27 protein-coding genes and 1 pseudogene are annotated in these 26,417 nt (G+C 69.7%); 20 read left to right on the forward strand and 8 right to left on the reverse strand.

The window, feature by feature from the left end:
• Positions 1-186 precede the first annotated feature (186 nt).
• Positions 187-282: pseudogene (locus tag K1T34_RS25860) on the reverse strand (DNA-binding response regulator); the annotation flags it as partial.
• Positions 283-717: 435 nt separating this feature from the next.
• Here K1T34_RS25860 and K1T34_RS53495 point away from each other — a divergent pair.
• From K1T34_RS53495 to K1T34_RS25875, 3 genes are all read left to right on the forward strand, one after another.
• Positions 718-1,074 carry an alpha/beta hydrolase gene (locus K1T34_RS53495; protein WP_255638711.1) on the forward strand — a complete coding sequence of 119 codons (357 nt, stop codon included), beginning with the start codon at positions 718-720 and terminating at the stop codon, positions 1,072-1,074.
• A 123-nt stretch (positions 1,075-1,197) separates the two neighbouring features.
• The gene (locus K1T34_RS25870) at positions 1,198-1,803 is read left to right on the forward strand and encodes a dihydrofolate reductase family protein (protein ID WP_220246760.1); all 606 of its coding nucleotides are present in this window, start codon (positions 1,198-1,200) and stop codon (positions 1,801-1,803) included.
• A gap of 72 nt (positions 1,804-1,875) precedes the next feature.
• Positions 1,876-3,045 (forward strand): N(5)-(carboxyethyl)ornithine synthase, encoded by a 1,170-nt coding sequence (locus tag K1T34_RS25875; RefSeq protein ID WP_220246761.1) that lies wholly within the window; start codon positions 1,876-1,878, stop codon positions 3,043-3,045.
• A gap of 25 nt (positions 3,046-3,070) precedes the next feature.
• On the opposite strand, the gene K1T34_RS25880 is transcribed toward K1T34_RS25875, so the two are convergent.
• Positions 3,071-3,610, reverse strand: a complete 540-nt coding sequence (locus K1T34_RS25880) for a carboxymuconolactone decarboxylase family protein (RefSeq protein ID WP_220246762.1) — start codon at positions 3,608-3,610, stop codon at positions 3,071-3,073.
• Between the two features lie 228 nt (positions 3,611-3,838).
• On the opposite strand from K1T34_RS25880, the gene K1T34_RS25885 reads away from it, so the two are divergent.
• Both K1T34_RS25885 and K1T34_RS25890 read left to right on the forward strand, forming a co-directional pair.
• Complete coding sequence (locus K1T34_RS25885; protein WP_220246763.1) at positions 3,839-4,660, forward strand: alpha/beta fold hydrolase; 822 nt, start codon at positions 3,839-3,841, stop codon at positions 4,658-4,660.
• 148 nt (positions 4,661-4,808) lie between these two features.
• Positions 4,809-7,652, forward strand: a complete 2,844-nt coding sequence (locus K1T34_RS25890) for a helix-turn-helix transcriptional regulator (RefSeq protein WP_220246764.1) — start codon at positions 4,809-4,811, stop codon at positions 7,650-7,652.
• Here the strand turns inward: K1T34_RS25890 and K1T34_RS25895 are convergent.
• On the reverse strand, positions 7,649-8,137 hold the full coding sequence (locus K1T34_RS25895; protein ID WP_220246765.1) for a MarR family transcriptional regulator: 489 nt from the start codon (positions 8,135-8,137) through the stop codon (positions 7,649-7,651). The two genes, K1T34_RS25890 and K1T34_RS25895, sit on opposite strands and share 4 nt — an antisense overlap.
• A gap of 126 nt (positions 8,138-8,263) precedes the next feature.
• On the opposite strand from K1T34_RS25895, the gene K1T34_RS25900 reads away from it, so the two are divergent.
• Positions 8,264-8,707, forward strand: coding sequence for a nitroreductase family deazaflavin-dependent oxidoreductase (locus K1T34_RS25900; RefSeq protein WP_255638712.1), 444 nt, complete (start codon positions 8,264-8,266; stop codon positions 8,705-8,707).
• Between the two features lie 69 nt (positions 8,708-8,776).
• On the opposite strand, the gene K1T34_RS25905 is transcribed toward K1T34_RS25900, so the two are convergent.
• From K1T34_RS25905 to K1T34_RS25915, 3 genes are all read right to left on the reverse strand, one after another.
• On the reverse strand, positions 8,777-8,953 hold the full coding sequence (locus K1T34_RS25905; RefSeq protein WP_220246766.1) for a DUF1508 domain-containing protein: 177 nt from the start codon (positions 8,951-8,953) through the stop codon (positions 8,777-8,779).
• Between the two features lie 103 nt (positions 8,954-9,056).
• The gene (locus tag K1T34_RS25910) at positions 9,057-9,464 is read right to left on the reverse strand and encodes a VOC family protein (protein WP_220246767.1); all 408 of its coding nucleotides are present in this window, start codon (positions 9,462-9,464) and stop codon (positions 9,057-9,059) included.
• Positions 9,465-9,545: 81 nt separating this feature from the next.
• Positions 9,546-9,881, reverse strand: coding sequence for a hypothetical protein (locus tag K1T34_RS25915; RefSeq protein ID WP_220246768.1), 336 nt, complete (start codon positions 9,879-9,881; stop codon positions 9,546-9,548).
• Between the two features lie 284 nt (positions 9,882-10,165).
• Here K1T34_RS25915 and K1T34_RS53500 point away from each other — a divergent pair, with 284 nt between their 5' ends.
• From K1T34_RS53500 to ligA, 4 genes are all read left to right on the forward strand, one after another.
• On the forward strand, positions 10,166-10,288 hold the full coding sequence (locus tag K1T34_RS53500; protein ID WP_255638713.1) for a hypothetical protein: 123 nt from the start codon (positions 10,166-10,168) through the stop codon (positions 10,286-10,288).
• Positions 10,275-10,844 (forward strand): hypothetical protein, encoded by a 570-nt coding sequence (locus K1T34_RS25920; RefSeq protein ID WP_220246769.1) that lies wholly within the window; start codon positions 10,275-10,277, stop codon positions 10,842-10,844. Before K1T34_RS53500 ends, K1T34_RS25920 begins: the two co-directional genes overlap by 14 nt.
• Positions 10,845-10,966: 122 nt before the next feature.
• Positions 10,967-11,353 (forward strand): hypothetical protein, encoded by a 387-nt coding sequence (locus K1T34_RS25925; protein ID WP_220246770.1) that lies wholly within the window; start codon positions 10,967-10,969, stop codon positions 11,351-11,353.
• A 99-nt stretch (positions 11,354-11,452) separates the two neighbouring features.
• The gene (gene ligA, locus K1T34_RS25930) at positions 11,453-13,444 is read left to right on the forward strand and encodes an NAD-dependent DNA ligase LigA (protein WP_220246771.1); all 1,992 of its coding nucleotides are present in this window, start codon (positions 11,453-11,455) and stop codon (positions 13,442-13,444) included.
• Here the strand turns inward: ligA and K1T34_RS25935 are convergent.
• Positions 13,441-14,412, reverse strand: a complete 972-nt coding sequence (locus K1T34_RS25935; protein ID WP_220246772.1) for a hypothetical protein — start codon at positions 14,410-14,412, stop codon at positions 13,441-13,443. The two genes, ligA and K1T34_RS25935, sit on opposite strands and share 4 nt — an antisense overlap.
• 356 nt (positions 14,413-14,768) lie before the next feature.
• Between K1T34_RS25935 and K1T34_RS25940 the strand changes: the two genes are divergently transcribed.
• Positions 14,769-15,395, forward strand: a complete 627-nt coding sequence (locus K1T34_RS25940; RefSeq protein WP_220246773.1) for an oxidoreductase C-terminal domain-containing protein — start codon at positions 14,769-14,771, stop codon at positions 15,393-15,395.
• A 63-nt stretch (positions 15,396-15,458) separates the two neighbouring features.
• Here the strand turns inward: K1T34_RS25940 and K1T34_RS25945 are convergent, their stop codons facing one another.
• Positions 15,459-16,793, reverse strand: a complete 1,335-nt coding sequence (locus K1T34_RS25945; protein WP_255638714.1) for a LuxR C-terminal-related transcriptional regulator — start codon at positions 16,791-16,793, stop codon at positions 15,459-15,461.
• 71 nt (positions 16,794-16,864) lie between these two features.
• Here K1T34_RS25945 and K1T34_RS25950 point away from each other — a divergent pair, with 71 nt between their 5' ends.
• From K1T34_RS25950 to K1T34_RS25990, 9 genes are all read left to right on the forward strand, one after another.
• Positions 16,865-17,950, forward strand: coding sequence for an S-(hydroxymethyl)mycothiol dehydrogenase (locus K1T34_RS25950; RefSeq protein ID WP_220246774.1), 1,086 nt, complete (start codon positions 16,865-16,867; stop codon positions 17,948-17,950).
• Complete coding sequence (locus K1T34_RS25955; protein WP_220246775.1) at positions 17,947-18,579, forward strand: MBL fold metallo-hydrolase; 633 nt, start codon at positions 17,947-17,949, stop codon at positions 18,577-18,579. The genes K1T34_RS25950 and K1T34_RS25955 overlap by 4 nt, the downstream gene beginning before the upstream one ends.
• Positions 18,580-18,693: 114 nt before the next feature.
• Positions 18,694-20,994 carry a LuxR C-terminal-related transcriptional regulator gene (locus tag K1T34_RS25960; RefSeq protein ID WP_220246776.1) on the forward strand — a complete coding sequence of 767 codons (2,301 nt, stop codon included), beginning with the start codon at positions 18,694-18,696 and terminating at the stop codon, positions 20,992-20,994.
• Positions 20,995-21,257: 263 nt separating this feature from the next.
• Complete coding sequence (locus K1T34_RS25965; RefSeq protein ID WP_220246777.1) at positions 21,258-22,274, forward strand: PDR/VanB family oxidoreductase; 1,017 nt, start codon at positions 21,258-21,260, stop codon at positions 22,272-22,274.
• Between the two features lie 28 nt (positions 22,275-22,302).
• Complete coding sequence (locus K1T34_RS25970) at positions 22,303-23,595, forward strand: cytochrome P450 (RefSeq protein ID WP_220246778.1); 1,293 nt, start codon at positions 22,303-22,305, stop codon at positions 23,593-23,595.
• Between the two features lie 39 nt (positions 23,596-23,634).
• Positions 23,635-24,366: a MoaF C-terminal domain-containing protein gene (locus tag K1T34_RS25975; protein WP_220246779.1), complete on the forward strand. Its 732-nt coding sequence runs from the start codon at positions 23,635-23,637 to the stop codon at positions 24,364-24,366.
• 49 nt (positions 24,367-24,415) lie between these two features.
• On the forward strand, positions 24,416-24,826 hold the full coding sequence (locus tag K1T34_RS25980) for a cupin domain-containing protein (protein ID WP_220246780.1): 411 nt from the start codon (positions 24,416-24,418) through the stop codon (positions 24,824-24,826).
• Between the two features lie 37 nt (positions 24,827-24,863).
• The gene (locus tag K1T34_RS25985; protein WP_220246781.1) at positions 24,864-25,775 is read left to right on the forward strand and encodes an alpha/beta hydrolase; all 912 of its coding nucleotides are present in this window, start codon (positions 24,864-24,866) and stop codon (positions 25,773-25,775) included.
• On the forward strand, positions 25,772-26,413 hold the full coding sequence (locus K1T34_RS25990; RefSeq protein WP_255638715.1) for a DUF5134 domain-containing protein: 642 nt from the start codon (positions 25,772-25,774) through the stop codon (positions 26,411-26,413). Before K1T34_RS25985 ends, K1T34_RS25990 begins: the two co-directional genes overlap by 4 nt.
• The last annotated feature ends 4 nt before the right edge of the window (positions 26,414-26,417 follow it).

The raw sequence follows: 26,417 nt of genomic DNA on the forward strand, positions 1-26,417 counted from the left end.
GAAAACTTCCCCCGCTTCACTTTCGACTCCGGGCCGGACACCCGGGTTCCGGCCACGGTGGACGATTGTGCGCCGTCACCAGGGTCTTGCCGCAAGCCCCGGGGTGCGGTATACGTTGGAAGTGGCAGGAGAAGTATTCCTGCCTTTCTTTGTGTCTGCTTGTTTCAGGTCCGCAGTGGACGGACGCTAGAGCCAGTCGTGCTCACGCGCGTAGCGGGCGGCTTCGTGCCGCGTCCGGGTCTGCGTCTTCTGCACCGCGTTCGACAGGTAGTTGCGCACGGAAACGTCCTTCTCTCAAGGGTTCACGAGCTGCCGAGGGCGCGGAAGACATCGTCGAGCCGCGTCGGGCCGGCTTGGAGGTCGAGCAGCTGCACCGCGTGGTCCTGGGCCCAACCGCCTCGCCACGCAGCTCGATCGGCAACCGCTCGGGACGCTGGACGGTTCTGTGTTCCGGCAGAGCAGCTTCTCCTTGGTGTACAGCAACTCCAGCTTCCCCACGCTGGCGCAGCTGTGGCAGGGCCTGCAGAACGGCGAGGCCGGCCCGCTGCCCGCGCCCGAGGGCGGGGAAACCGACTTGCAGAGCCAGAAGAGCACCATGATCTCCGTGGTCTGCGGCGACAACGCGTGGCCGCGCTCGATCGACACCTACCAGCGCGACGTCGCGACGGACCGCGTTCGGCACCCGCTGTTCGGGGCCGCCGTGGCGAACGTCTGGCCGTGCGCCTCCTGGCCCAGCGCGCCGCTCGAGAAGCCGGTGCGCTTCAGCGACCAGGGTCCGTCGAACTGCTGCTGGTCAACAACACCCGCGACCCGGGCACGCCGCTGTCCGGCGCGCTGGAGACCCGCCGCCTCTTCGGCGACCGCGCGCGCATGGTCATCGTCGACCAAGGCGGCCACGGAGTCTGGCTGCCGACGCTCAACGGCTGCGGCTACAACGCCGTGACCCAGTTCCTGGTGGACGGCACGCGCCCGGCGGCGGACAAGTTTTGTGGCGCGGAGGTGGCTTCGGCGCGACAGGTAACTCCTTCGCAGGCCGATGCTGTTTCGAAGGTGCAGACGCGGTTGGCCGAGTAGCTTCGCCGGGGCCTTCTCGGGGGTCGGCCCTGGCCCGCCCCGCCGGTGCCGCCACGGGTTTTCCGTGGCGGCACCGGCTCTGAGCTGGGCAGAATGGGCAGTCCCGGACCGAAGGAGACCGCCATGAGCAAGGTCATCACCGCCCACGCCGTCTCGGTCGACGGTTACCTCAGCGGCCACACGCCTGAAGGCCAGGCCGAGTTCGGCCGCGGCCTCGGCGACGCTGCCATGCTCTTCGACTGGTACTCCGACGGCGACACGCAGAGCACCACGTTCGACGGCTTCAGGCTGAGCGAACCGAGCGCCCGCTTCTTCGACGGGCTGGCCTCCCGCCTGGGCGCCGCCGTCGCCGGCCGGACGACCTACGAACACTCCAGCCACTTCAGCGGCGGCAGCCCCCACCCGACGGCGCCGCTGGTCGTCGTCAGCCACCACGACGTGCCCGAGATCAGCGAGGCGCAGACGTTGGTGACCACCGGTATCGCGGACGCCATCGCCGCCGGGCGGGAGATCGCCGGCAGCAAGGACGTCGGCGTGATGGGCGGAGCACTCGCCAGCTCGGCCCTCGCCGCCGGGCTCGTCGACGAGGTCGTGCTTCACCAGGTGCCGATCCTGCTGGGCAGAGGCCGCCCGTTCTTCCACGAGCTGCCGGCGCACGTGAACCTGCGCCTGATCGAGGTCGTCCCGGCGCCCGGCGTGACCCACCTGCACTACGAGGTCGTCCGCTGATCCTCGCCACCGGCGGCGTTGCCCGCAGGCGCAAAAACTGTGTTAAGACTGGGGTCTACCAAAGGGGCCCTTGTGCACCAGTTATCTCTCGGCGTCATCGCGCGATCACGGAAAGAGAACGAACGGCGGTTGCCGATTCATCCTCGGCATTTCGGCCGGATCGACGCCGATCTCCGGAAGAACATCTTCGTCGAGCACGGGTACGGGGAGCGGTTCGGTGTGCCGGACGCGGAGCTGGCCGCGTTGGTCGGGGGGCTGAGGTCGAGGGAAGAGCTCATCGCGGAGACCGACGTCGTGCTGCTGGCGAAGCCGCTCTGGAGGGATGTCGCGGAGTTGCGGTCCGGGCAGGTGTTGTGGGGCTGGCCGCACTGTGTGCAGGACGAGCAACTGACGCAGCTGGCCGTCGACAGACGGCTGACGGTGCTCGCGTTCGAGGCGATGAACCACTGGGGCCGTGACGGGTCGTTCGGCCTGCACGTGTTCCACAAGAACAACGAGCTCGCCGGCTACAGCTCGGTGCTGCACGCCATGCACCTCGCCGGCTCGACCGGCGACTACGGCCGGCGCCTGCGCGCGGTCGTGATCGGGTTCGGTGCGACGGCACGCGGGTCGGTGACCGCGCTCAACGCGCTGGGCGTGCACGACGTCCACGTGCTCACCCACCGCGGCGTCACGGCCGTCGGCTCGCCCATCCACTCGGCGACGATGGTGCACCTGGACCACGACGTCACCGACACCGGCGACCTCCGCCGCAGCCACGCGCTCACCCCGGAGGGCGCGGTGCCGCTGGCGGATTTCCTGGCCGGACACGACATCGTGGTCAACTGCGTGCTGCAGGACACCGCCGCGCCGCTGACGTTCCTGATCGACGAGGACCTCGCCGCGTTCGCGCGGGGCAGCCTGATCATCGACGTGTCGTGCGACCTGGGCATGGGGTTCAGCTGGGCCCGCCCGACCACGTTCACGCAGCCGACGTTCGTGGTCGGCGACGACGTCACGTACTACGCGGTGGACCACAGCCCGTCCTACCTGTGGAACTCGGCCACCTGGGAGATCAGCGAGGCACTGCTGCCGTACCTGCGGGCGGTGCTGGGCGGCGCCAACGCGCGGACGGCGAACGAAACCCTGCGGAGGGCCGTCGAGATCGAGGACGGCGTGATCCAGAACCCCGCCATCCTCACCTTCCAGAACCGCGCCGACGCCTACCCGCACAGCCGGCCCCAGAGTCTCACCGCGGGGTAGTCCGGGGCCGACTGTCCAGAGTGGATCAAACGGTGACGACGACCGGCCAGTCGATGTCCACATCGGACAGGACGTTGAAGTAGTTGGTCAGCACGTTCAACGCGACCTGGCCGACGATCTCGGCGATCTCGCTGTCCGTGACCCCGTCGGCGCGGGCCTTGTCGAGGACCTCCGCGCCGACGTGTCCCTGAGTGCGCACGATCGCGTCGGCCAGCCCGAGCACGGCCGCGGTGTGCGGGTCCGCCGACGTCGCGTGGCGGGCCCGCTCGAGCTCGTCCGGCGAGACCTTCGCGACGTGCTCGCCGAGGTAGCTGTGGGCGGACAGGCAGTAGGAGCAGCCGTTGTACTGGGCGACGGTGAGCGCGAGCTGGTCGCGCACGCCGGCCGGGAGGGTGCCGCCGGCGAGGGCACCCGACAGGCCGAGGTAGGCCTGCAGCAAGGCGGGGCTGTTGGCCATGGCCCTGAAGCTGTTGGGCAGCCGGCCGAGCTTCTTTTCGGCCTGGGCCAGCAGATCGGCGGCGGGACCGGGCGCGGTGGTCTTGTCGAGAAGGGGCAGGTTGGGCATTGTCGACTCCCTCGTGAGTGCGGATGCCTCGGAGTCAACCGGCGCGAAACCCGGTCGCCCACCGCGTCGAGTCGATCTCCTGCGTTCGCGTGAGAAATGGGTGCACTCTCGCTGCGCCGACGTGGGTGGTCGTCAGGTGGATCTCCTGTGTTCGTCCGATGCCGGTGCCGCCGCGTTCGCGGTTGGCTGTGCCCCAGACCAGCGAAAACGCACTCGAGGAGCACAACGATGAACCGATGGAAGATCACCGCCGCGGCCGCGGCCGGCGCCCTCGCCCTGGGCGGGGTCATCGTCACCACGGCGTCGGCGGACCCGGCGCAGCCCGCGCACGCAGCCGTTGCCGACAGCCACAAGGCCAAGCCCACCATCGTGCTGGTCTCCGGCGCGTTCGAGGAGTCGGCAAGCTGGACCGGCGAGATCACCCAGCTCCGCCGCGCCGGCTACCAGGCGATCGCGCCCGCTGTGCCGCTGCGCGGGGTCGCCTCCGACGCGGCCTACCTGACCACGATCGTCCGCAGCGTCACGGGACCGGTCGTGCTCGTCGGCCACTCCTTCGGCGGCAACCTGATCACCGAGGTCGCCGCGCAGGACCCAGCGCAGGTCAAGGCGCTGGTCTACACCGCCGCGTTCATCCCGAAGGCCGGCGAAAGCGCCGGGCAGCTGCTCGCCCAGTTCCCGGGTTCGCTGCTCGGCCCGGACACCACCTACACGGTGAACTACCCCGGCGGCGCCAGCGACACCTACGTCAAGCCCGAAAGCTTCCGCTCGCTGTTCGCCGGCGACCGCTCCACCACCGACGCCGCCGTCGACGCCGCAACCCAGCGCCCCATCAACTCCAGCGCGCTCGGTGAGCCGGCCGCCGCCGGAGTCCCCACGGGCATCCCGGTGTACGCCATCGTCGCCGCCCAGGACAAGGCCATCCCGCCCGCGGCCGAACGCTGGGAAGCCCAACGCGCCGGCGCCACCGTCTACACCGTCAACTCGGCCCACGACCTGCCGACCTCCCACCCCACCGAGGTCACCCAGGTCATCGAGCGCGCCGCCCGCTGACCGTCTTCGGTTCGCTCGCGGTGGCCCGTTTTGCCGGGCCGCCGCGGGTTTGGCCGTTCGGACCGGGTTTTCCGGTCGTTCGATCAGCTCTGTGGTCGCAACCAGGACGAAAACTCGTCGCCATGCCGCCCCGCGTATGGTCGAGGCCGTGACGGGGGAGTACCCGAGGACGAGCACACTGTCCGGATCGGACGTTCGATCCGGACACACGCTGCGTGGCCGTTCCGCCGAACTCGGCCTGGTGCTCGAAGCGCTGCGGACCGTGCAACGCGGGCGCCCCGCCGTGATCGTGCTCAGCGGTGAGCCGGGGATCGGGAAGACCGCGCTGCTGCGGACCGTCGTGGAGCAGGCCGGGCGGCTGGGGTTCCGTACGGCCCACAGCGCGGCCCACGAGGACGATCGCGTCACCCCGCTCGCCTCGCTCGGGCCGGCGCTGCGGTTCGGCGTCGCGCCGCTGATCGGGTCGGCGGACTTCATGGACCTGGCGGGCCTGCACGAGCAGCCGCTGTGGCTCGTCGAACGGCTGGCGACGCTCGTCGAACAGCAGGACGGCCCCGTGCTCCTCGCGATCGACGACGCGCAGTGGTGCGACCCCCTCACCGGCTTCGCGCTGCGCGTGCTGCCGAAGCGGCTGCTCGTGACGCCGATCGCGTGGGTGCTGGCGTCGCGTCCGGTGCCCGGCGGCGGCCCGGCGGAGAAGGTCGCCGAGGCGGCCGCGCCCGACCTGCCCGTGACCACGGTCGAGCTCACCCCGCTGAGCCGCGACGCCGTGCTCGCCGTCGCCGCCGACCGGCTCGGCGCCGCCCCGGACGCCGACGTGCTGCGCCGCCTCACCGGGGCGCGCGGCAACCCGTTCCTGACCGTGCAGCTGCTGGAGGGCCTGTTCGAACCCGGCGCCGCTTCGGGCGGGGGTTCGCGGGTGCCGTCCGGCCTCCTCGAAGGCGTGCGTCGAAGGTTGGCCGCCACCTCGGCACCCTGCCGGGAGCTCATGCGCATCGCGGCCGTCGTCGGCCCGAGCTTCCTGCTGTCCGACGCCGCGGCCCTGCTCGGCTCAGCGTCGTTGAGTGTGTTGACCGAGCCCCTCATCGAGGCCATCGACGCCGGACTCCTCGCCGACGACGGCACCACCGTCCACTTCCGCCACGAACTGCTGCGCGACGCCGTCTACGAGGACCTGCCGCCCTCCAGCCGGCACGCCATGCACCGCGCGTTCGCCGACCGCCTCCTCGCCGGGGGCCGCGGCTACGCGGCCGCCGCCCCGCACGTCCTCGCCACCGCCACCCGCGGCGACGCGGCCGCCGCGGACGTCCTGCGCCGCGCGGCGTACGAGGTGCTGGCCAAAATGGCGGTCACCTCGGTCACCTTCATCCGCGAAGCCTTCGCCCTCACCAACGGCGACGACCCCGCCTGGGGCGAGATCGGCGCGGAGACGGTCGCGATCCTGGGCTCGGCCCACCAATACGCGGAGGCCACGCGGTTCGCCGACCTGCTGCTCGCCGCCCCCCTCCCCGCCGACCTGCACGCTCGCGTCCGGCTCCTGCTGCTGCCCCGCCTCTGGGCGACCGGGCAGGTGGACGAGCTGGCGGACCGCTCGCGCGAGCCGTCGGGGGTGCCGGAGCTGGACGCGCGCTTGGCGGGCTACCGCGCCCTCGCCGCGGGCCTGTCGTCGGCGCCGGATGGTGCCTCGAACACCCACCGCGGCTCGGATCCGGCCGCTTCGGGGACCGCGACCCAGCCGGGCGGCGATCCGATCGCGGGCGCCGCGGTCGCCCAGCGCGGCGCCGTGGCGGCAGCAGCTGGCCCGATCGCCGAAACCGCCACCACCGCGGATGACCCGATCGCCGCCGTCCTCACGACCACCGCCGCCGCGCAGCTCGCAGGGCGAGCCGAAGACCGACGCCGCGCGCACGCCCTTTTCGCCGCGGCCCGAGTCGCAGCCCAGGGCGTGACCGGCTACGGCGCGCCGGAAACCGGGCAATTGGCCGCGCGCGAGATGATCGCCCTGGCCCGCACCGACGACATCGACCGAGCTCTGCGTGGCCTCGGCGACGAAACCCTCTTCGCCGACTCCTGGCAAGCCCCGCAACTCGCCCTGATCCGTGCCCAGCTCGCCCTCGGCGCCGGTCGCGTCAACAAAGCCGCGAGCGCAGCCGCCACCGCCGCCGAACTCATGGCGGAGCTGCACAACCGGACGTACGAACCACAGCTGCGCGAGCTCCTCGCAATCCTGGCCCTCCTGCGCGGCGACAACGCCGAGGCTCGGACCCACGTCAGCCCCGAGACGACCCTCGCCCGCGCTCTCCTCGCCGACGCCGACGGCGACCCCCGCGGCGCCGCCGAGATCGTCGCCGCGGTCCGTACCCACGGCGCCCTCTGGCCCGAAGACTGGCTCGTGGCCGCTGCCTGCACGGCCCACCACCGGGGCGACACCGAGACCGTGCACGCGAGCGCCGCCCTCCTCGCCGACCTGGCCGAGCGCAACCCGGACGTCCGCGGCCTCGCAGGAGCCCACCTCCTGGTCCAAGCTCTGTCCACAGCAGACTTCGCCGTTGCCAGGAAAACGCTGCAGGACAGCCCAAGAGCGCTACTGTCCGCCCGTGCCGACGAGGAATTCGGCCGCTTCGCCCTCGACACCGTCGATCGCCCGGCAGCCATCGCCGCCCTGGACACCGCCCGCGATCGCTACGCAGAACTCGGCGCCACGGCCTCCGCCACCCGCGTGCAGCGCATCCTCCAAGCCGCCGGTGTCCGCCGCCGCCGCTGGGCCGCGGTCCCGCAACGTCCTGGCACCGGCTGGGACGCCCTCACCGACATGGAACGCCGCGTCGCCGTCCTCATCGCCGACGGCCACACCAACCGCTCCGCCGCCGAAGAACTCGTCCTGTCGCCCAGCACGATCAGCACCCACTTGCGCGCGGTGTTCGGCAAGCTGGACGTCCATTCGCGCGTCCAGCTCGCGAACCTGGTGGTACGCAAGGACAAAACGCTCTAGGGCGCCAGCTCCTCAGCTGAATCCTCCCCAGCCGTAGACGTTCGGCGGAGAAAGTCGGCGATCACCTCGAGCTCGGCGTCGGTGTAGCGGTCGCAGAGGTCGTCCATACGCGTGTTCATGCCGGAGAAGACCTGGAACAGCTCGGCGTTGCGTTCGCGCACCCCCCGTAGCGTCACGGCGCGGCGGTCGGCCGACTCGGGGTCGCGCTCGCGGACGATCCAGCCGCCCTTCTGCAGGCGGTCCAGGATGCCGGTCAGCGTCGCGGGGTGCAGCCCGGCGCGGCGCGCGAGCTCGGTCGGCGACAGCGGGCCGTGGCGGTTGATGAAGTCGAGGCAGGTCCAGTCGACATCACGCAGCTCCACACGGCTGCCGAAGCGCCGGTTGAGCAGCGACAGCTGGATGTTCAGGTCGCGGACGGCGTCCTTGACCGACGTCGTCAGCTGCCGTCGCCGCCGTGCCGTGGCCCGGTCGGGGGCTGGACTCATGCCGCCGTCCCCTCTTGGTTCGTATGGAATCCATAGGGTATCGCGGCCGAAGCTGCGCCGGCGTCCTGGTGATATACGTGTTCGATATTATATCGTTCTCGTACAGCTGGGAGTACCATCGGCAGCATGAGCACAGACAGCTACCGCCGGATGACCAACACCATCAACAAGATCATCGTCGGACTCCAGCGCGGGGGGATCGCGTTCGGGCCGATGCAGCTGCTCACCGTGAAGGGCCGGCGCACCGGGCAGCCGCGCACGTTCCCCATCGCCGTCAACGAACTCAGCGGCGGCCGCTACATTTTCCAGGCCTTCCCGAAAGCGGCGTGGGTCGCCAACGCACGCGCCGCGGACACCGTGACGCTCACGAGAGGCCGAAAAGCCCTGACGGCGCGGCTGGTCGAGGTCCCGGTGGAGGACCGTCGTCCGCTGCTGCGTCAACTGGTCGCCACAAGTCCCGCGAGCGTGGGCAAACGCTTCGTGACCACAGGGCTGGCCGGGGCCGCTTCGCCGGACGCGGTGGCCGAGTCGGCCGACCGGATCGCGGTGTTCCGCGTCGAACCTGCCTGATCTTTCTTGTGTGCCGGGGGTTGGGCGAGCCGGGTGGTCGGTCTGAAAAGGACAGACCATCCGGCTCGCTCACGCGTCGACGACAGCCGCACCGGCCGCCGCGCGCTGAACCGCTTCACATCCGGCCTTCGCCGCCTTTTTGCTTTCGTACGCTTCACCCGTGGCGACGATCTCACCGTTGCCGGCCTTGAGGCGGAACCGGAATTTTCCAGCCTTGTCTTGGTATACCTCGAACTTTCCGGCCATGACGACCTCCCTGCTCGCTGCGGTCCATCACTTTCGACGGTAACCCCGGCTCGTGGGCCGTGCGGGTTGCGTCGCCGGCTTCGCTCGGGTAGGTGACCGGGGCCTACCGTGACACCGCAACGAACTTCGCGACGGCCTCCTCGGTGACCGGCGTGAAAATGTTGACGAGATTCCCGTCGGGATCGCGGAACAACAAGGCGCGATTCCCCCACGGCATTGTCGTCGGCGGGGTCACCACTTCCTCCAGCCACTCACTCAACTCGGCATACCGCGCGTCCACATCGTCCACGATGAACTCGACGATCACCGACCGGTTCACCCCGGCCTCCGCCGACCCGGCCCCGAACAGTCCGACCGTGCGCGTACTCCCGATCGCCAACGTGCACGAGGGAAATCCCACTTCGGCGAAATCGGGCGTGCTCCACCTTGCCGCGTGTCCGCTGACCCGCTCGTAGAACGCGACGAGCCGCCCGACGTCGCCGGTGATGATCCGTAGGGATGCGAAGTTCACTGGGTTCCTTCCCACTGCTGCTTTCAGACCTGGCCGAGGCTAGAACCAATCGCGGACAGCCTCGGTCCTCGTTCGTGAGCGTCAGCCAGGAATGAGGAACAACACGTCGACCGCGACGACAGCGGCCGGCACCGCACCGAGTGCGAGGCAGGGGAGACCCGTCAGCCAGATCGCCCGGGTGCGTGCTCGCCGGGAGGCCCGGATCGCCGCTGCCCCGCCCAGGATCGTCCACGCTGCCGCGAGGCCGAACGTCGTGAACATTCCCCCGGAACCGGCGAAGTCACGATTGCTCTGTGCCAAGGCCATCAGGAACACAAGCCCCGTCGCGGCGGCGACTCCCAGCGCGACCAGGAATCCGCCCAGAACCGTGATCACGATCTTCGCGACTCGCTCACTCCGGACGTTGTCTTCGCGCACGACCAAAACCCTACTGCGGCCGCCGTGAAAACTCCGGCTTTGTGGCGGTGACCGGCACTGAGCGCGCACCCACCTCGTGCGCACGGATGCCGCCCTCGTCCTGCAGTTCCGCCACAGCCACGAGGTTCCACACCGTTGTTCTCGCGCACTTCGGCCGTCTCCGTGAGTGACCTCGACCAGGGACTCCGCCACGTACCGTGATCCGGCAGCGTCCACATCGCGCCCAGAGGGGGCCGGCATGGCACTCACCACCGCGGGGACGACCACCCGCCTCAGCCACGGCAGTGCCCGGCTTCCTGGTCTGGGACCTGGCGGGGCTGCTCGGCAGCGTGGCCTGGGGGCTGTGGGTGGCCGCGCTCGGGGTGACCATGCTGCTGATCAGGGGAGATGCCGATGATGCCGCGTAACTCGTTCCTCGCGACGTGGGTGCTCTGGACGGTCGGGTTCCTCGCCTTCCCCCTCGGCGGCGTGGCGGGCGGCGTCGTCGTCGGCCGGGTCGACAGCCCGTTGGCCGCGCTTTTCGGCGGCGCGGTGACCGGACTGGTCGTCGGCACCGGCCAGGCCCTCGTCAGCCGCCGTCGGCTCGACCCACTGCGCTGGATCCCCGCCACCACCGTCGGCATGGGCGCGGGCCTGTTCATCGGCGCGGCCGCTGTCGACTACGGAACTTCACCGGCCGACCTCGCGATCATGGGCGCCTTCACCGGCGTACTGCTGGGCGCCGCGCAGCTGGCCGCCCTGCCCCCGGCCGCGCGCCACCGCTGGGCCTGGGTCGTCGCGATGCCCGTGCTGTGGTGCCTGGGCTGGGTGATCACCACATCGGCCGGCATCAAGGTGGACGAGCAGTTCACGATCTTCGGCTCGGCGGGGGCCGTGACGGTCTCGGCTCTGTCCGGGCTGCTGCTGCACTGGCTTCTGCCGTACTGGCCGGCGGTTCCTGTGTCGCGGAAGAAGGTGAGATGAGAGTCCACAATGTACTCGCCGCCCGGTACGGATCCCGCCACGTCATTGTTTCGGGCGTCAAGAACGCCTTGCCACCATAAATCTGTCGATCGCCGAGTCGCTCCCTGGAACGATGTCAAGGGATGGATATCGTCGAGAACAAGTCCGGGCCGGGCGACGACCACGATGCCCTGCGCTGGGCGAAAGCCTGGTTCCTCCACGTCGAGAAGCTCGACAGCGATCGCACGCTGCCGCCAACCGACCACACTGTGTGGACCGAACACGACCTGGCCGCCGCGCTGTTCATGCGCGACTTCGTCGAGGACGCGCTCGCCGGCCTCGAGCCCGGGCTCGCCGATCGGGTCCGTCCGGACGTCACTTCGGCCGACGACCTGTTCCGGTCCTTCACCGTCGAAGACTCCGGCGACCGGATGGCGAAGGTCGCGGACATCGACCTCGCCGGTCGGGGATGGTGGTGGTTTCGCGTGCCCGCCTCGGGCCCGATCGCGCAGGCCCTGGCCCGGTACTGACGTGGCCCCGGCGGGCCCCTTCGCCGGCGAAAAAATCACCCTGGCCGTGACCAGCCACAGCGTCACTTCTGTCGGTGCGCCCCGGTAGCGTCCTCAGCCGTGGATGCTCGGAAGCGGATTCAGGAACTCGCCGATCAGATCGTGGTGCTGCGCGACGCGTACTACCGGGGCTCGCCGGTGGTGGCGGACGCGGAGTACGACGTGGTCGAGGACGAGTTGCGGGGGTTGATCGAGGCCAACCCGGCGCTGGCGCCCGACCCGAACCCGCTGGAGCAGGTGGGCGCGCCGGCGGTGTTGCACGCGCCGATCCGGCATTCGCGGCCCATGTTGTCGTTGGAGAAGGCGACGAAGCCCGAGCAGGTGGCGGCGTTCTTCGACCGCTTCCCCGGGCAGCCCGTCGTGGTGATGCCGAAGCTGGACGGCCTGTCGCTGGCGCTCGTCTACGAGCAGGGCCGCCTGGCCCGCGCGGTCACCCGTGGCGACGGGACGACCGGCGACGACGTGACCGTCCTCGTCCGGGCCCTCACCGACGGCGTGCCCGGAAAAGTCGACGCGCCCGGCAGGGTCGAGGTGCGCGGGGAGGCGGTGATGCTGCGCTCCACGTTCGCGGCCTACAACACCGCCCACCCCGACAAACCGCTGATCAACCCGCGCAACGCCGCCGCCGGCACCCTGCGCGCGAAGGACCCGGCGACGGTCGCGGAGCGGCGCCTGCGGTTCTTCGCCTTCGACCTGGACACCGACCCCGACAGCGCCGACACCGACCTCGCCCGCGCCCTCCAGGCGCTCGGCTTCACCGCCGCCGACATGCGCCGCTGCGCCGACGCCGAGGCCGCGCAGGCGGTGATCACCAAGATCGAGCAGCAGCGCAACGACCTCGACTACGACCTCGACGGCGCCGTCCTGCGCCTGGCCGACCGAGACGCGTACGCCGCCGCCGGCACGCGTTCGAGCTCACCGCGGGGCGCGCTGGCGTTCAAGTTCGCCGCCGAGGAGAAGACCACGGTGCTGTCCGATGTGGTCTGGGACGTCGGCAAAACGGGCAAGATCGCCCCGGTCGCGTGGCTCGAGCCGGTGTTCGTGGGCGGCACGACCGTCACCCGCGCGACCCTGGCCAACCAAGAGGTCATCCGCGCCCGCGGCATCAAGATCGGCGACACGGTGCTGGTGCGCCGTGCGGGCGACGTGATCCCGTTCGTCGCCGGGGTGCTCGACGCGTCGAAGCGCACGGGCGCGGAGCGGGACATCGTTCCGCCCACCCGGTGTCCGTCGTGCGAGCAGCCGCTGACGGAGCAGGGCAACAGCCGGGAACTGTTCTGCACCAACGTCGCCTGCCCCGCCCAGACCGTGCGGCGGTTGATCCACTGGGCTTCGCGCGCGGCCGCGGACATCGACGCCATCGGCGGCGTGTGGATCGAACGGCTGGCCGAGATGGGCATCCTGGAGCACCCGTCCGACTTCTACCGGCTGACCAAGGAACGGCTCCTGGAGTTCGACCGCATCGGCGAGGTCTCGGCCACGCGCATGATCGAGTCGATCGACGCCAGCCGCCGGGTCGGTCTGCGGCGGGCGTTGATCGGGCTCGCGATCCCGATGGCGTCGGAAGGCACCGCGGCCCGGCTGTGCCGCGCGGGCTTCGGCTCGCTGGAGGCGGTCGCCGAGGCCGGTGAGGACGGGCTCGTGGCGGTCGAGGACATCGGGCCGAAGGTCGCCGCGTCACTGATCGAGCACCTCACGCGGCTGCGGCCCGAGCTCGAGCGGCTGCGCGAGCGCGGCGTTTCGCTGGACGTCCTGGAGGAAGACCTCCCACCGGTCGTGGCCGCCGGCGCGCCGCTGGCCGACAAGACGGTCGTGATCACCGGCGGCATCAGCGACCCGCGGTCGGGCGAGAAAGTTCCCCGCCCGACCTTCCAACGGCTATGCGAACAGGCCGGCGCGACCACCGCGTCGTCGGTCTCGGCGAGCACCGACTTCCTCATCACCGGCGCCGACGTCGGGGCGAGCAAGCTCACCAAGGCGGAGAAACTCGGTGTCGAGGTCGTGGACCAGGGCGTGATCTGGCAACAGCTGATCGAAGCTGGCGTCGTCTAGCCGGGGGTGCTGTGGCAGTTGTCCAGGGTGGGCATCGGCTTGCTGGGGTCGAACCGGCCGGGCTCGGGCGACACGGACGTGCCGGAGTAGTCGCGTTCGCTGAACGCGGGCGTGAGCTTCTCGTCATTCGTGCACGCCACGCTGTCGTAGTACGAGCTGGTCTTGTCCACCGTCAGCCCGCGGCTCGACGCCTGCCACTGGGATCCGCTACGCACCGCGTAGTCGGCGTCGACGCGGACGAAGGGCACCAGGTCGCCGGGGCCCTCGACCGGGCGGTTGCCGGGGTCGAACGCGTAGGCCACGACGTAGGACGTGTGGATCAGCAGCTCCCCGGTCCGGCCCGGCTTCACCGTCATCGACCCGGTCATCCTCGGCGAGACGGGCAGCAGGTGATAGCCGTCCGCCAGGAAGATCATGTAACCCCGCGGGTCTGCCTGGATGTCCGGCCTCTCTGCCGGCGCGATCAGCGCGACGTACTTGGCCGGGTTGTGGCGATCCAGCGTGTCCGGGTCGAACTGCGCGGCGGTGATCGCCTGCTTCACCTGGTCCTCGGCCTGCCCGACCTGCTTCGCCGAGAATGAGCCCACCTTCGCCGCCGCCGGGATGGTCAGCCCCGCGATCCCCTCGGCCCAGTTCTGCGCCGGCGTGTCCTCGAACGGCCGCGTCAGATCGACGTGCCCTTCCTCCGGCAGCTCGGTCGGCGCGGCCTCCGTCGTCACGACCGACGAGGACGCCGGCGCGCCGACGTCCGCATCCGTGCTCTGCTCGGCCGTCGACTTCCCCCACACGTACAACCCGGCCCCGGCCCCCACCACGACGACCACCACGATCGCCGAGGTCACCAGCCACTTGAGCCACTTCCCCCGTCTTCGGTTGCGCCGCAGATCGACCCACGCCTCCTTCTCGGCGTGCCGCCGCCAGTCCGGGTCCATCAGGTCCGGATGGTTCTCGATGTCGTAATCGTCCACTGTGTACCACCCAACCTCGTTGACCTCGCCGCAAAACATCGGCGACGACGACCGGTCGTTACGGCTTCAAGTGGCGGAGACGGCAACGTTTCGGACACGCTTCACCGAGGGTCGAACCCGCTGATCCCGGTCTTCCCGTCGTAGCGGCGGCGGTGATACCGAGCGTGACGGCGCTGCGTTGTCCGTCCATATGTGACAGACATGGTGGCGGCCACTGTGGACATACCAAGCCCACGGGAACACGCAGCCCCAACGGTCAGGAAGTGTTTCCCCCGAACGGGATCAGGACCGATCCGGTCATGACCACGCGCCGATGGCTGTTGCCGGTGCGGCCCGGACGGACCGATGATGTGGTCATGTCCACTGCTCGAAGCACCTTCCCCGCCGAGCTCCCGGCGTCACTTCCGCCCATCGCGGCGGTCCACGGACTGTCCGCGGACGAGCTCGACTTGCTCGCCGACGCGTGGGAGGCCCGGCCCTCGGACGCGCCGACGGTCGTGCGCCGCCTGGACCCGGCCGCGTCCCGGCTGCGGCGCTGCGTCGCGCGGAGAGGCAGTCCCGGACCTGCCCGGTGTGCGTGTTCGACGAGCTCGACACCCCGCCCTACCTCGCGTTCGAAGGCCGGCGCACGCATGCGCGTCGAGGCCTGGTCCAACGCGACCGAGCAAGGCGCGGCGGCGGCCCGGAACCTGCTCGCGGCGCAGGACAAGCGGCAACCGTTCGCCTCGGTCCCGTACCTCTGGTCCGACCAGTACGACACGTCGATCCAGTTCGCCGGACGGCCGGGTTCGCAACGCGTGCCGATCGTCGAGGCCGACGGTCCGAAACCCGCGTTCCTCGTCCTCACCGGCGAGGGCGGCACGCTCACCGGGGTTCTGTCGGTCAACTCCCCGCGGGTCTTCCTGCGGATCCGTCGGATGATCAAGGCCAGGGAAACCCTCGCTGACGCCGCTGATGCGGCCCGCGCGTTCCTGTCCCGTTGATCCGCTCGCAAGTGTCGACGGCCGGCCGATCTCGACCACGCGGTCACCGATCGGCGCACACAATCAGTCAGCAGTGGCGATTCCCGCCGCCAAAGCGAGCGCGGCAGCCTCACCCCGCGAACTCACTTCCAGCTTCTTCAACACCCCCGCCACATGGAACTTCACCGTGCTCTCCGTGATGCCGAGAGCCTCAGCGATCGCCTTGTTCCGCTGCCCCCTCGACACCAGCCGCAGGACTTCCAGCTCACGCCGGTTGAGCGTGGACAGCAGGGCGTCATCCGGCTGATCCGAGGCAGGCTCGAACGGCACGGCGATGGCGACGCGGCTGCCCCAGCCGGGGACGGCGTCGACCTCGACGGTGGCGCCCAGGGTTTTCGCGCGGCCGTCGAGTTGGCGGCGGAGGCCGGCGGCGTCGAGGTGGCCGGATTCGCGGTCGCGGATGTCGAGGTGGAGCGTGGTGGTGTCGGTGGACCAGGCGACCCTCAGGCGGGTCAGGTCGGGCTGGGTGGTGAAGGCCAGCACCGCCGTGCAGGTCATGGCGCGGGCCGCGTGGGCGATTTCGCCGGGCAGCGGGTGCGCGTCTTTCGGCGGGGTGACGAACTCCAGCTCCGCGTCGTGGTGGCGGAGCATCTGCCGGACTTCGCGGCGGAGCCTGGTGAACGCGCTGTGGGCCGGCTCTTCGGACAGGGCGAGGTCGGACGTCTGCGCCGAGCGCAGGGCCACCAGCGCGGCCGAAGCGGAGTCGGTCGCGGCGAGGCGGGCGGGGCGGTCGTCCAGACGGGTGGAGCGCAGCGCCGTAAGGATCGTGACGAGCGCGGTTTCGTGGGCCGCGGCCATTTCTGCGATCGTGCGGGCCCGTTCGGTCGAGGCCGCCCGGGATTCGGCCAGGTAGTCGGGGCTGGCCTGCTCGACCTGCTGGCGGATGGAGGTCGCGACGATCCCGAACAGCGCGCCCAGCAGCGCCGGCTGCGGGCACCGCGCCCGTGGGGACCGCGGGACGAGCGCGAGCAGGGTGCCGCCGGCGTCGAGAGCGGCCCAGACGGTCCGGTCGGCGCCGCCCAGACCGGCGTGCGTGGTCAGCTGGCTGTCGTGCGGCACGGCGGCTTTGAGCTGCTCGAGCTCGGCGATGGTGATCTTCCCGGTGATCGCCGTGGCACCGGCGACTTTGCGCGGACGCCCGGTGCACTCGAGGGTGAAGATGACGAGCGCCTGGTGCGGCCAGCGGTCGGCGAGAAACCGCGAGAACCTCGCGGCGATCTCGCGCAGCGGGCCCTCGACGACCTCCCGCAGCTCGGTCAGCTCGATGTGGTCGGACACCAGGATCACGATAACGACCGCCGACCCTGGCCGGAAGACCAGGTTTCCCTCGACCAACGACCAGGTCGCACCCGTGGTCACCCGTTCTAGGGTCGCGTCAGGCATGCGTTTCCACGCATGCCTCGGCTGGTCACCAACGGAGGTTTCAGGGCATGCCACAGCAGGTGCGCGGGGTGATCGCCCGGTCGAAGGGCGCGGCGGTCGAGCTGACCGACATCGTGGTCCCGGACCCCGGCCCAGGTGAAGTGGTCGTCGCGATCGCGGCGTGCGGCGTCTGCCATACCGACCTGACCTACCGCGAAGGTGGCATCAACGACGAGTTCCCGTTCCTGCTCGGCCACGAGGCCGCCGGCACCGTGGAAAGCGTCGGTGCCGGGGTGGAATCCGTGCAGCCGGGGGACTTCGTGGTCCTCAACTGGCGCGCGGTCTGCGGGCAGTGCCGGGCGTGCAAACGCGGCCGCCCCCAGTACTGCTTCAACACGTTCAACGCGACGCAGCGGATGACGCTGACCGACGGCACCGAGCTGACCCCGGCGCTGGGCATCGGCGCGTTCGCGGACAAGACCCTCGTGCACGCCGGGCAGTGCACGAAGGTGGACCCGACCGTGGACCCGGCGGTCGCCGGCCTGCTCGGCTGCGGCGTGATGGCCGGGCTCGGCGCTGCGGTCAACACCGGCGGCGTGGGCCGCGGCGACTCGGTGGCGGTCATCGGCTGCGGGGGAGTGGGCGACGCCGCGATCGCCGGCGCCCGCCTCGCCGGCGCGACGACGATCATCGCCGTCGACCGCGACGACCGGAAGCTCGCCTGGGCGCGGGACCTCGGCGCGACGCACACGGTCAACGCCTCGGACACCGACGCGGTCGCCGCCGTCCAGGAGCTTACCGGCGGCTTCGGCGCAGACGTCGTGATCGACGCGGTCGGGCGCCCCGAGACGTGGCAGCAGGCGTTCTACGCGCGCGACCTGGCCGGCACTGTGGTGCTCGTCGGCGTCCCGACCCCGGACATGCGGCTGGAGATGCCGCTGCTGGACTTCTTCGCCCGCGGTGGCTCGCTGAAGTCGTCCTGGTACGGCGATTGCCTGCCGGAGCGCGACTTCCCGATGCTGATCGACCTGCACCGCCAGGGCCGGCTGCCCCTGGACAAGTTCGTCACCGAGCGGATCTCCCTCGACGACGTCGAAAAGGCCTTCCACACCATGCACGCGGGCGAGGTGCTGCGGTCGGTGGTGATCCTGTGAGCGGCGCGCTGCGGATCGACCGCGTCGTGACCTCGGGCGTGTTCGAGCTCGACGGCGGCACGTGGGACGTCGACAACAACGTCTGGCTCGTCGGTGACGACGACGAGGTGGTGGTCGTGGACGCCGCGCACGACGAGAAGGCGATCACCGAGGCGGTCGGCGACCGCCACGTCGTCGGCATCGTGTGCACCCACGGCCACAACGACCACGTCACCGTCGCCCCGCAGCTGGGGGAGCACCTCCACGCGCCGGTCCTGCTGCACCCGGCCGACCGGGAGCTGTGGGAGCTGACCCATCCCGGGCAGCGGTTCTGGCGCGCCGAGGACGGAGAACGCATCGCGGTCGCGGGCACCGCATTGGAGTTCATCCACACGCCGGGGCACTCACCGGGCTCGATCTGCCTGCACCTACCGGAGGCCGGCGCCCTGTTCACCGGCGACACGCTGTTCGCCGGCGGCCCCGGCGCGACCGGCCGCTCGTTCTCGGACTTCCCGACGATCATCTCGTCGATCCGGGACCGGTTGCTGGTCCTGCCGGAGGGCACCCGAGTCCACACCGGACACGGCGACGGCACGTCGGTCGGCGAAGAATCGCCGCACCTGGACGAGTGGATCGCCCGCGGCCACTGAGCGAGCCGAGCACCGCCGGCGCAGGTTGACCCCCATCGGGTTCGAACTCATCATGGGCAGAACCGTCGACCAGGCAGCGCGCGCCTGATCGTTCTGCCGACCCGTGGAGGCGCCGTGGCCAAGGCGAGAGCTCGCAGTGGCAACGTTCCCTTCACCGCGACCAGCTTTGTCGGCCGGCGTCAGCAGCGCAAGGAAATCCGCGACCGGCTGTCGGCCGGGCGGCTCGTGAGCTTGATCGGTCCGGGGGGAGTGGGCAAGACCCGGCTGGCGTTGCAGTTCGCCGACGAGATGAACCACCTTTTCGAAAACGGCGTGTACTTCGTCGAACTGGCGTCCGTCTCGGACGGCGGCGACGTGCCGGCGGCGGTCATCCACGCGCTGGGGATCGCGGACCAGTCGAATCGCGACGCCACCGCGAAGCTGATCGACTACCTTCGCGATCGCGAGATCCTGCTCATCCTCGACAACTGCGAACACGTCCTCGCCGGGGCCGCCCTGGTGGTCCACGAAGTACTGCGGCACGCGCCCTCGGCCCGGATTCTGGTCACCACCCGCACGTCGCTGACCGTGACGGAGGAGCTGCTCTACCCGGTACCTCCGCTCACCGTTCCCGATGGCGCGGAGCAGGTCAGCATCGAGTCCCTGGCGCAGTTCGAGTCGATCCGGCTGCTCGAAGAACGGGCCGTGGCCGCGTCCCCCGGCTTCGTCCTCGGCGAGCACAATGCCGCGGCAGCAGCGCGGTTGTGCATTCAGCTGGAGGGAATTCCGCTGGCCATCGAGCTGGCGGTCGCCCGGATGCGCATCCTTTCGCTCGACCAGATCCTGGACCGGTTGTCGGACCGGTTCGGGCTGCTCACCATCGGCAGCCGATCGGCCGCGCCGCGCCAGCAGACCCTCCGGTCGCTCGTGGACTGGAGTTTCGACCTCTGCACGGAAGCGGAACGTCGGCTGTGGGCGCGCCTCTCCGTGTTCGCGGGCAGTTTCGACCTGACCGCGGCAGAAGGCGTGTGCGGCGACGACGGCGGCCCCACGCTCGATCTCTTGAGCTCCCTGGTGAACCAGTCCGTGCTGAACGTCGAGGATCAGGAATCGTCGAGGCGCTTCCGGATGCTGGAGACCATCCGGGCGTACGGCGCGGAGGTACTCGAGCTCACGGGCGGCTCGGCGCGCTTCCGCGTCCGTCACCGGCAGTATTTCCTCGACGTGGTCAAGGATCTGGAACGTTCGTGGAGCGGGCCCGCGCAAGCCGCTTCGGCCAGGTGGATGCGTGTCGAGCGCGAAAACCTCCGCGCCGCGTTCGACGCCGCCTCCCCCGGCGGCGGCTACCAGCTCGAGCTGGTAGCCGGGCTGCGCTACCGCTGGTACGCCGACGGGTACATCGCCGAGGGCCGAAGCTGGGCCGACGAAGCGCTCGACGCGCCGGAGGGCGAGCGAGCGCCCACGGCGGCTCGGGCGAAAGCGCTGTGGGTCGCCGCCAGGGTCAGCCTGCTCCAAGGTGACCAGGAGGCGGCAGCGCAGCGCCTCGACGAGTGCGAAGCGCTGGCGACGCGGCTCCACCTGGCGGACGCGGCGGGCCAGTGCCGCGGTCTGCGCGGACTCGCCGCACAGCTGCGCGGCGACCTCGCCGAGGCCGAGAGCCACTTCGAGGTCGCGCTGCCAGAGCTGGCCGAGGTCGACGAGACTCCGGAATGGCTCATGGCGTCCTTCGAATACGCCGTCACGCTTTCCCTCGCCGGCCGCAGCGCGGACTCGTTGGCCGTCAGCACGGCGGCGCTGGCCGTGTGCCACCGGCGCAACGAACTGTGGGCGCGCTCCTACTTGAAGTGGAGCCAAGGTCTCGACCACTGGCTGCGAGGCGACTGCGCCGCGGCGCAGACGACCGCGGTCGACGCGCTGCGCGATCACCGCGACTTCGATCCGTCCCTGGGCACCGCGTTGATGACCGAGCTTCTGGCCTGGATCGCGGGGTCGACCGGTCAGTGCGAGCGCGCGGCGCAGCTGCTCGGCGCGTCTCGAAGCCTTTGGCAGCGCACGGGGACGGAGCTGGTGGCGTTCGGGCCGAAACTCACCGGCTACCACTCCGCCTGTCTGGCTCAGCTCGAACAGACCATGCCGTCCCGCGCACTGACCACGGCCATGCAGGCCGGGGCAAAGCGATCTCCGACGGGAATCATGGCCTACGCCTTGGCGGAACAGGTCGCCGAGTCGGCTTCCGAGGGTGAACCACCCGTGCTCACCAGCCGCCAACAGGAGATCGCGGCGTTGATCTCGAAAGGGCTGACCAGCCCGCAGATCGCGGCAGCTCTGGTGATCTCCGCACGCACGGTGGAGAGCCACATCGACAACATCATGACGCGCCTGGCGTTCAGCTCGCGCAGCCAGATCGCTTCTTGGTACATCGCCCAGTCCCTCTGACCGGACTGCGAAAGCCGCGGCGCGAGCGGATTCCGTTGCAGTACTGGACCTTGCAGGTCAAAGCTGCTTCGTCGGCGTCATCCGAGTACGGACGTCCGTAACTTCCGTACCGCCTCCCGTGATCTCCCCCATGTGCGTGGTCCCACAGTGACGGAGATTACAAGGGCTGCCAGTCAGCGACGCACGAACCGGCCGAGTCGCCGGCGTGCGGTGGTGCAACGAAGCACACGTCGGGGCACCCGGCGAAATCCGAAGGAGTCCCCATGGCATCGCAGTTCGAGGCCGGACACTCCGGTCAACAGCCCCGGTGGGCGGACCCCGAGAACCAGGCGCACGACGACCTCGTGATGGAAGTCAAGGCGAAAACGCCGATCACCGACACCATCACGCAGCTGACGCTCGTCCCCGCCGACGGTCGTGACCTCCCCGCGTGGACGCCGGGGGCGCACATCGACCTCGTCCTCGGACCGGACCTGGTCCGGCAGTACTCCCTGTGCGGCAAGCCGAGCGATCTTCGCGCGTGGCAGGTGAGCGTGCTGCACCAACCGGACGGCCGAGGCGGCTCCGCACGCGTCCACCAGGAAGTGTGCGAAGGCGAAAGCCTCACGGTTCGGGGCCCACGCAACAACTTCCGCCTCGTCGAAGCGCCCGGGTACCTGTTCATCGCCGGCGGAATCGGGATCACTCCGATCCTGCCGATGATCGAGTCGGCCGATCGGGCGGGCGCCGAATGGTCCTTGGTCTACGGTGGCCGCAGCCGGGGCAACATGGCGTTCGCCGACGACCTGAAACAGGCTCACCGCGGCGGCGTGACCCTGGTTCCGGAGGACACCCACGGCCGCATCGATCTCGCGGGCATCCTGGCCGGAGTCTTTCCGGGTACGGCGGTTTACGTGTGCGGCCCGGAGGGTCTGCTATGCGCGGTGGAGGCGATGGCCGCGGACTTCGGAATCGCCGGCCAGATCCACCTGGAGCGGTTCACTCCCAAGACCCAGCTCGAAGAGACCGTTCTCGACAACTTCGAAGTCGAATTCGTGCGAACCGGGATCACCGTTTCAGTCGGGCCGGACGATTCGATTCTCGGCGTCGCGCGGGCGGCCGGCATTCCCGCACCGTTCTCCTGTTCGGAAGGCACGTGCGGGACCTGCGAAACGAACATCGTGTCGGGCCGCGCGGACCACCGCGACTCGGTTCTCAGTCCTGAGGAGCAGGAAGAGAACAGCACCTTGATGATCTGCATCAGCCGAGCCGCGTGTCCGAAGATCCGGCTCGATCTCTGATCGCACACCGAAGAGAGGAAGGCTGCCCATGGACAGCGCTGTCAGCAGCAACGAACCGGCGACCGGGTGCCCGGTCGCTCACACCGCCGCGGGTTTCTCGTTCTTCGACCGTGAATACCAGGAGAACCCCGGAGCCTCGCTGGCTTGGGCCCGCGAGAGCCAGCCGGTGTTCTACAACGACGACTCGGACTATTGGGTCGTCACGCGACACGAAGACGTCAAATCGGTTTTCAGCCAGTTCAACAAGTTCTCCGCGGCCATTACGCTGACGCCGGTCACGCCGCCTTCGGAGGCGGCGGGCGCGCAACTCGAGAAATACGACTTCGCGCCCTGCCCCGTTCTCGCGGATTCCGACCCGCCGATGCACCGGCAGTACCGCCGACTGAACGCTCCGGCGTTCATGCCCGACCGGATCGACCCCCTCGCTCCCTACATCCGCCAGACGACGAACGACTACATCGACCGCTTCGTCGAGCGCGGCCACGCCGATCTCATCGCCGACATGCTCTGGGACATCCCGTGCCTGGTCGCGTTGCAGTTCCTGGGGATTCCCGAAGAGGACGTCGACACCGTGCGCAGGCTGGCCACGTCGATGACGGAGTTCGTCTGGGGACGGCCGAGCCCCGAGGAGCAGGTGCGGGCCGCCGACGGCCTGGGCCAGTTCTGGGCGATGGGTGAGCGCGTCATCGGGAAGCTCAAGGAGCTCGACGACCCGCCCGGCTGGCTGGGCCACGCGATCAAGATGCAGCGCGAACACCCGGACGTCATCTCCGACACCTGGCTGCAGACGAACGTCATGGGCGGCGCGATGGCCGCCCACGAAACCACGACGAACGCCACCGCGAACGCGGTCGTGACGCTGCTGAGGAACCGCGACCAGTGGGATCGTCTGTGCGCTCAGCCGTCGCTGATCCCCGGCGCGGTCGAGGAGTGCTTGCGGCTCAACCCTTCGGTCGCCGCGTGGCGCCGGATCGCGAAGGAAGACGTGCCCGTCGGCGAAGTGACGATTCCCGCCGGAGCGAAGATCCTCATGGTGATCGCGTCGGCGAACCAGGACGACGCGGTGTTCGACGAGCCAGAACGGTTCGACATCGACCGGGACGCCAAGGCGCACATCGCGTTCGGCGCCGGCACGCACATGTGCCTCGGCAACCACCTCGCGCGGCTCGAGATGGTCATCTACCTCGAAGAGCTGACGCGGCGCCTGCCGCACATGACTCTCGACCACCAGGAATTCCACTACGTGCCCAACACCTCGTTCCGGGGCCCGGAATCGCTGCACGTGAGCTGGGACATCGAAAAGAACCCCGTCCTCACCTGACCGGTGTTCGCGGTCCGACGACGAACGGAGAAAGAACTCATGACCAGAGATTCCACTGTGGCCGGCCGCGAGATCGTCTTCACGAACTCGCACGGCAGCCGCGTGTCGCACCGGTTCGGCGCAACGATCGTCGACTGGAGCTACGAGCCCGGACCCGGCGACCCGCACCCGGTGGTGTCCGGGCGGGACGACTACGAGGCCTTCGACATCGCGGAAGGGTTGGTGTACACGCAGTTCCACCACAGTCGGGACGTGCCCAACGCGGCCGTGAGCCTCGTTCTCGACTTCGAACACGGACGCAGCCTGGCGGTCGTGAGCACGATCGGGGATCCGGCCGAGGACCGGACCAGGGTGCAGCACACCTTTCTGCCGGGCCGCATCGAGGGACTGGCGACGAGCGGAACCGAACCGGCACCCACGGCCGCGCTCCTGGGCCGGCGAGTGCGGTGGACCTACGGCGACGGAAGCCGCTACGAGCACGTCCACCTCGAACCGAGCTCGTACGCGTGGCGCTGCCTGGCCGGCCCCGCGGCCGGGCGCGCCGGCACCGACGAGTGCACGACTTATGAACTACGGCCCGAAATCTACGTCTTCGCCGCGCGGGAAACGGCGGCCCCCTCCGCCTCGGTCACCATTGCCGATCACCGCGACCTCGCGGCCCTGCGTTCGTACGGAGCCGTCTTCGGGCTGGACCGGACCGGTGAACGGCCGACGCAATCCACCTTCGGCGCAGTCGGCGAACTGCTGGGCCACACCGCAACCACCGCCTGAAACCGGACGGAGCGCACCCCGCGCTCGTCCTCTACGAAAGGAAAGAGCCATGCTGGCCAAGGGAAACGTCAAGGTCACCGATCTCCTCCACGCCACTCCGCCCGCGATTCCGGAGGGTTCGCACGCGATGACGCAGCTCGTCGAACTCCCGCCGGCCGACCCGGGCCTCGCGCCGCACCGCCACTCCGGACCGGTGTTCGGTTACGTGACGGAAGGCAAGATCTTCTTCGAGCTGGAAGGTGAGGAGCCCCGGGAAATCGTTGCGGGCGAGGCGTTCTGGGAGCCCGGCGGCGACGTCGTGCACTACCAGGTCGCGAACCCGGACCCGGACTCCTGGGCGCGGTTCGTCGCCGTGTGCATCTGCGCTCCCGGCGTGGAGATGATCACGATGCTGGAGCCGGAAGAGATCGTGGCTCGCGACCACCTGCGCCACCCGAGCGCCCGGCAGCACCAGGGCTGACCGTCGCCGCGACCGGATCGAAACGAGACGAGGATTCATGTCAGTATTGTCGCGACGGCCGGTGGCCGACATCGTCGCCCGCAGGTTCGCCGCCAAGATCAACTCGGCGATCCACCCCGCCGGCGAACCTCGGTTCCCTGAAATCACTGTCCGCACCACCGACATCAGCGTCGAAACTCGCCACGGTCCGGTCGCCGCGACGCTGTACTTCCCGCCGTCCGAGGCCTGCGTCCCCGGCGTGTACGTCAACGCCCACGGCGGCGGCTTCGTCGTGGGGCACCGGCAACAGGACGACGCCTGGTGTCGTTTTCTGGCCGCGCACGCTGGTGTCGTCGTGCTCAACACCGACTACGCACTCGCCCCGAAGACGCGTTTTCCCACGCCTGTCGAACAGTTCTACGACGTGGTCCGCTGGGCCTCGGAACCCGAGCGAGACTGGGACGGCACCCGCCTGTGCGTCGGCGGCCAGAGCGCGGGCGGCAACCTGTCCGCGGCCGTATCGCGGATGGCGCTGGAAAAGGGCGGCCCCACCATCTCGTTGCAGATCCTGCACTACCCACCGCTCGACATCGTCACACCGCCCTCCCGGAAGCCGACCCCGCTGGGTTCGAAAGCGGTGCTCCAGCCGTGGCTCTGCGAGGTCTTCGACACCGCCTACGTGCCCGACCGCGTTGGCCGCTGCCACCGCTACGTTTCACCGGCCTGGGGCGACAACGCCGACGGCATCGCGGGCATCGCTCCGGCCCTGGTCATCGCCGCGGAATACGATCGGCTGCGCAACGAGGCCAAGCAGTACGCGGACAAACTCGAGGTCGTCGGCGCGCTTGCCGAGTACGTCGAGGTGTCCGATGTGGACCACGGCTACGACATCATGACGGACGACACGAAGACGATCCGCCGGATGTACGAGCTGATCACCGCGCATGTCACTCGTGCGCTATCCCGATGATCCACGATCTTGTTCTTCGGTGGGTCGTCACCGCGCTCTTCGCCCTGTGCGTGGCTGAGCGCGTGCACGGAATCGCCGTCGGTCGCCTCGCTCGGCGGGGCGTCGTCGGACATTCCTTGCACGCGCTCATGGCTCTCGCGATGGCCGTGATGGCGTGGCCGCGCGGTGCCGACCTCCCGACGACGATTCCCTTGCTGCTCTTCGTGTCGGCGGCTGTCTGGTTCGTCGCCGGCGCTGTGCGGACCGCGGAACATCGGCGGGCCGACGCTTATCACGCTCTGATGATGCTCGCGATGGCCTGGATGTACGCGGTGATGACTGACGGCCTGCTACCGGCTCCGGTCAAGGTCGCCGCCGTCGGTGGTCATCACGGTTCTTCGATGCCCGGCATGCACATGCCCGGCATGCACATGGCCATTGTGGACACCACGTCAGACACCGCCGGCACATCCCCGTTGATCACGGGACTCAACTGGCTGCTCACCATCGGTTCCACCGTTGCCGGCGCTTGGTGGCTCTCGGAGCTCCTCGCGCGCCGCCGCACCAAGCCGCTGGCCTCGGGCCGGGCCCAGCTCGCCATCGCCACACAGGCACTGATGGCCGCCGGTATGGCCACCATGTTTGCCGCGATGATGTAGCCGC

It is taken from the genome of Amycolatopsis sp. DSM 110486 (genome assembly GCF_019468465.1).
Classification (GTDB): domain Bacteria; phylum Actinomycetota; class Actinomycetes; order Mycobacteriales; family Pseudonocardiaceae; genus Amycolatopsis.

Bases quoted from the DNA above. Each gene is read 5' to 3' on its own strand.
- K1T34_RS25975 (WP_220246779.1), top strand. From the start codon at position 23,635: ATGACCAGAGATTCCACTGTGGCCGGCCGCGAGATCGTCTTCACGAAC.
- K1T34_RS25950 (WP_220246774.1), top strand. From the start codon at position 16,865: ATGCCACAGCAGGTGCGCGGGGTGATCGCCCGGTCGAAGGGCGCGGCG.
- K1T34_RS25920 (WP_220246769.1), top strand. From the start codon at position 10,275: ATGATGCCGCGTAACTCGTTCCTCGCGACGTGGGTGCTCTGGACGGTC.
- K1T34_RS25880 (WP_220246762.1), bottom strand. From the start codon at position 3,610: ATGCCCAACCTGCCCCTTCTCGACAAGACCACCGCGCCCGGTCCCGCC.
- K1T34_RS25925 (WP_220246770.1), top strand. From the start codon at position 10,967: ATGGATATCGTCGAGAACAAGTCCGGGCCGGGCGACGACCACGATGCC.
- K1T34_RS25985 (WP_220246781.1), top strand. From the start codon at position 24,864: ATGTCAGTATTGTCGCGACGGCCGGTGGCCGACATCGTCGCCCGCAGG.
- K1T34_RS25905 (WP_220246766.1), bottom strand. From the start codon at position 8,953: ATGGCCGGAAAGTTCGAGGTATACCAAGACAAGGCTGGAAAATTCCGG.
- K1T34_RS25980 (WP_220246780.1), top strand. From the start codon at position 24,416: ATGCTGGCCAAGGGAAACGTCAAGGTCACCGATCTCCTCCACGCCACT.
- K1T34_RS25940 (WP_220246773.1), top strand. From the start codon at position 14,769: ATGTCCACTGCTCGAAGCACCTTCCCCGCCGAGCTCCCGGCGTCACTT.
- K1T34_RS25965 (WP_220246777.1), top strand. From the start codon at position 21,258: ATGGCATCGCAGTTCGAGGCCGGACACTCCGGTCAACAGCCCCGGTGG.
- K1T34_RS25895 (WP_220246765.1), bottom strand. From the start codon at position 8,137: ATGAGTCCAGCCCCCGACCGGGCCACGGCACGGCGGCGACGGCAGCTG.
- K1T34_RS25885 (WP_220246763.1), top strand. From the start codon at position 3,839: ATGAACCGATGGAAGATCACCGCCGCGGCCGCGGCCGGCGCCCTCGCC.
- K1T34_RS25870 (WP_220246760.1), top strand. From the start codon at position 1,198: ATGAGCAAGGTCATCACCGCCCACGCCGTCTCGGTCGACGGTTACCTC.
- K1T34_RS25900 (WP_255638712.1), top strand. From the start codon at position 8,264: ATGAGCACAGACAGCTACCGCCGGATGACCAACACCATCAACAAGATC.
- K1T34_RS25990 (WP_255638715.1), top strand. From the start codon at position 25,772: ATGATCCACGATCTTGTTCTTCGGTGGGTCGTCACCGCGCTCTTCGCC.
- K1T34_RS25970 (WP_220246778.1), top strand. From the start codon at position 22,303: ATGGACAGCGCTGTCAGCAGCAACGAACCGGCGACCGGGTGCCCGGTC.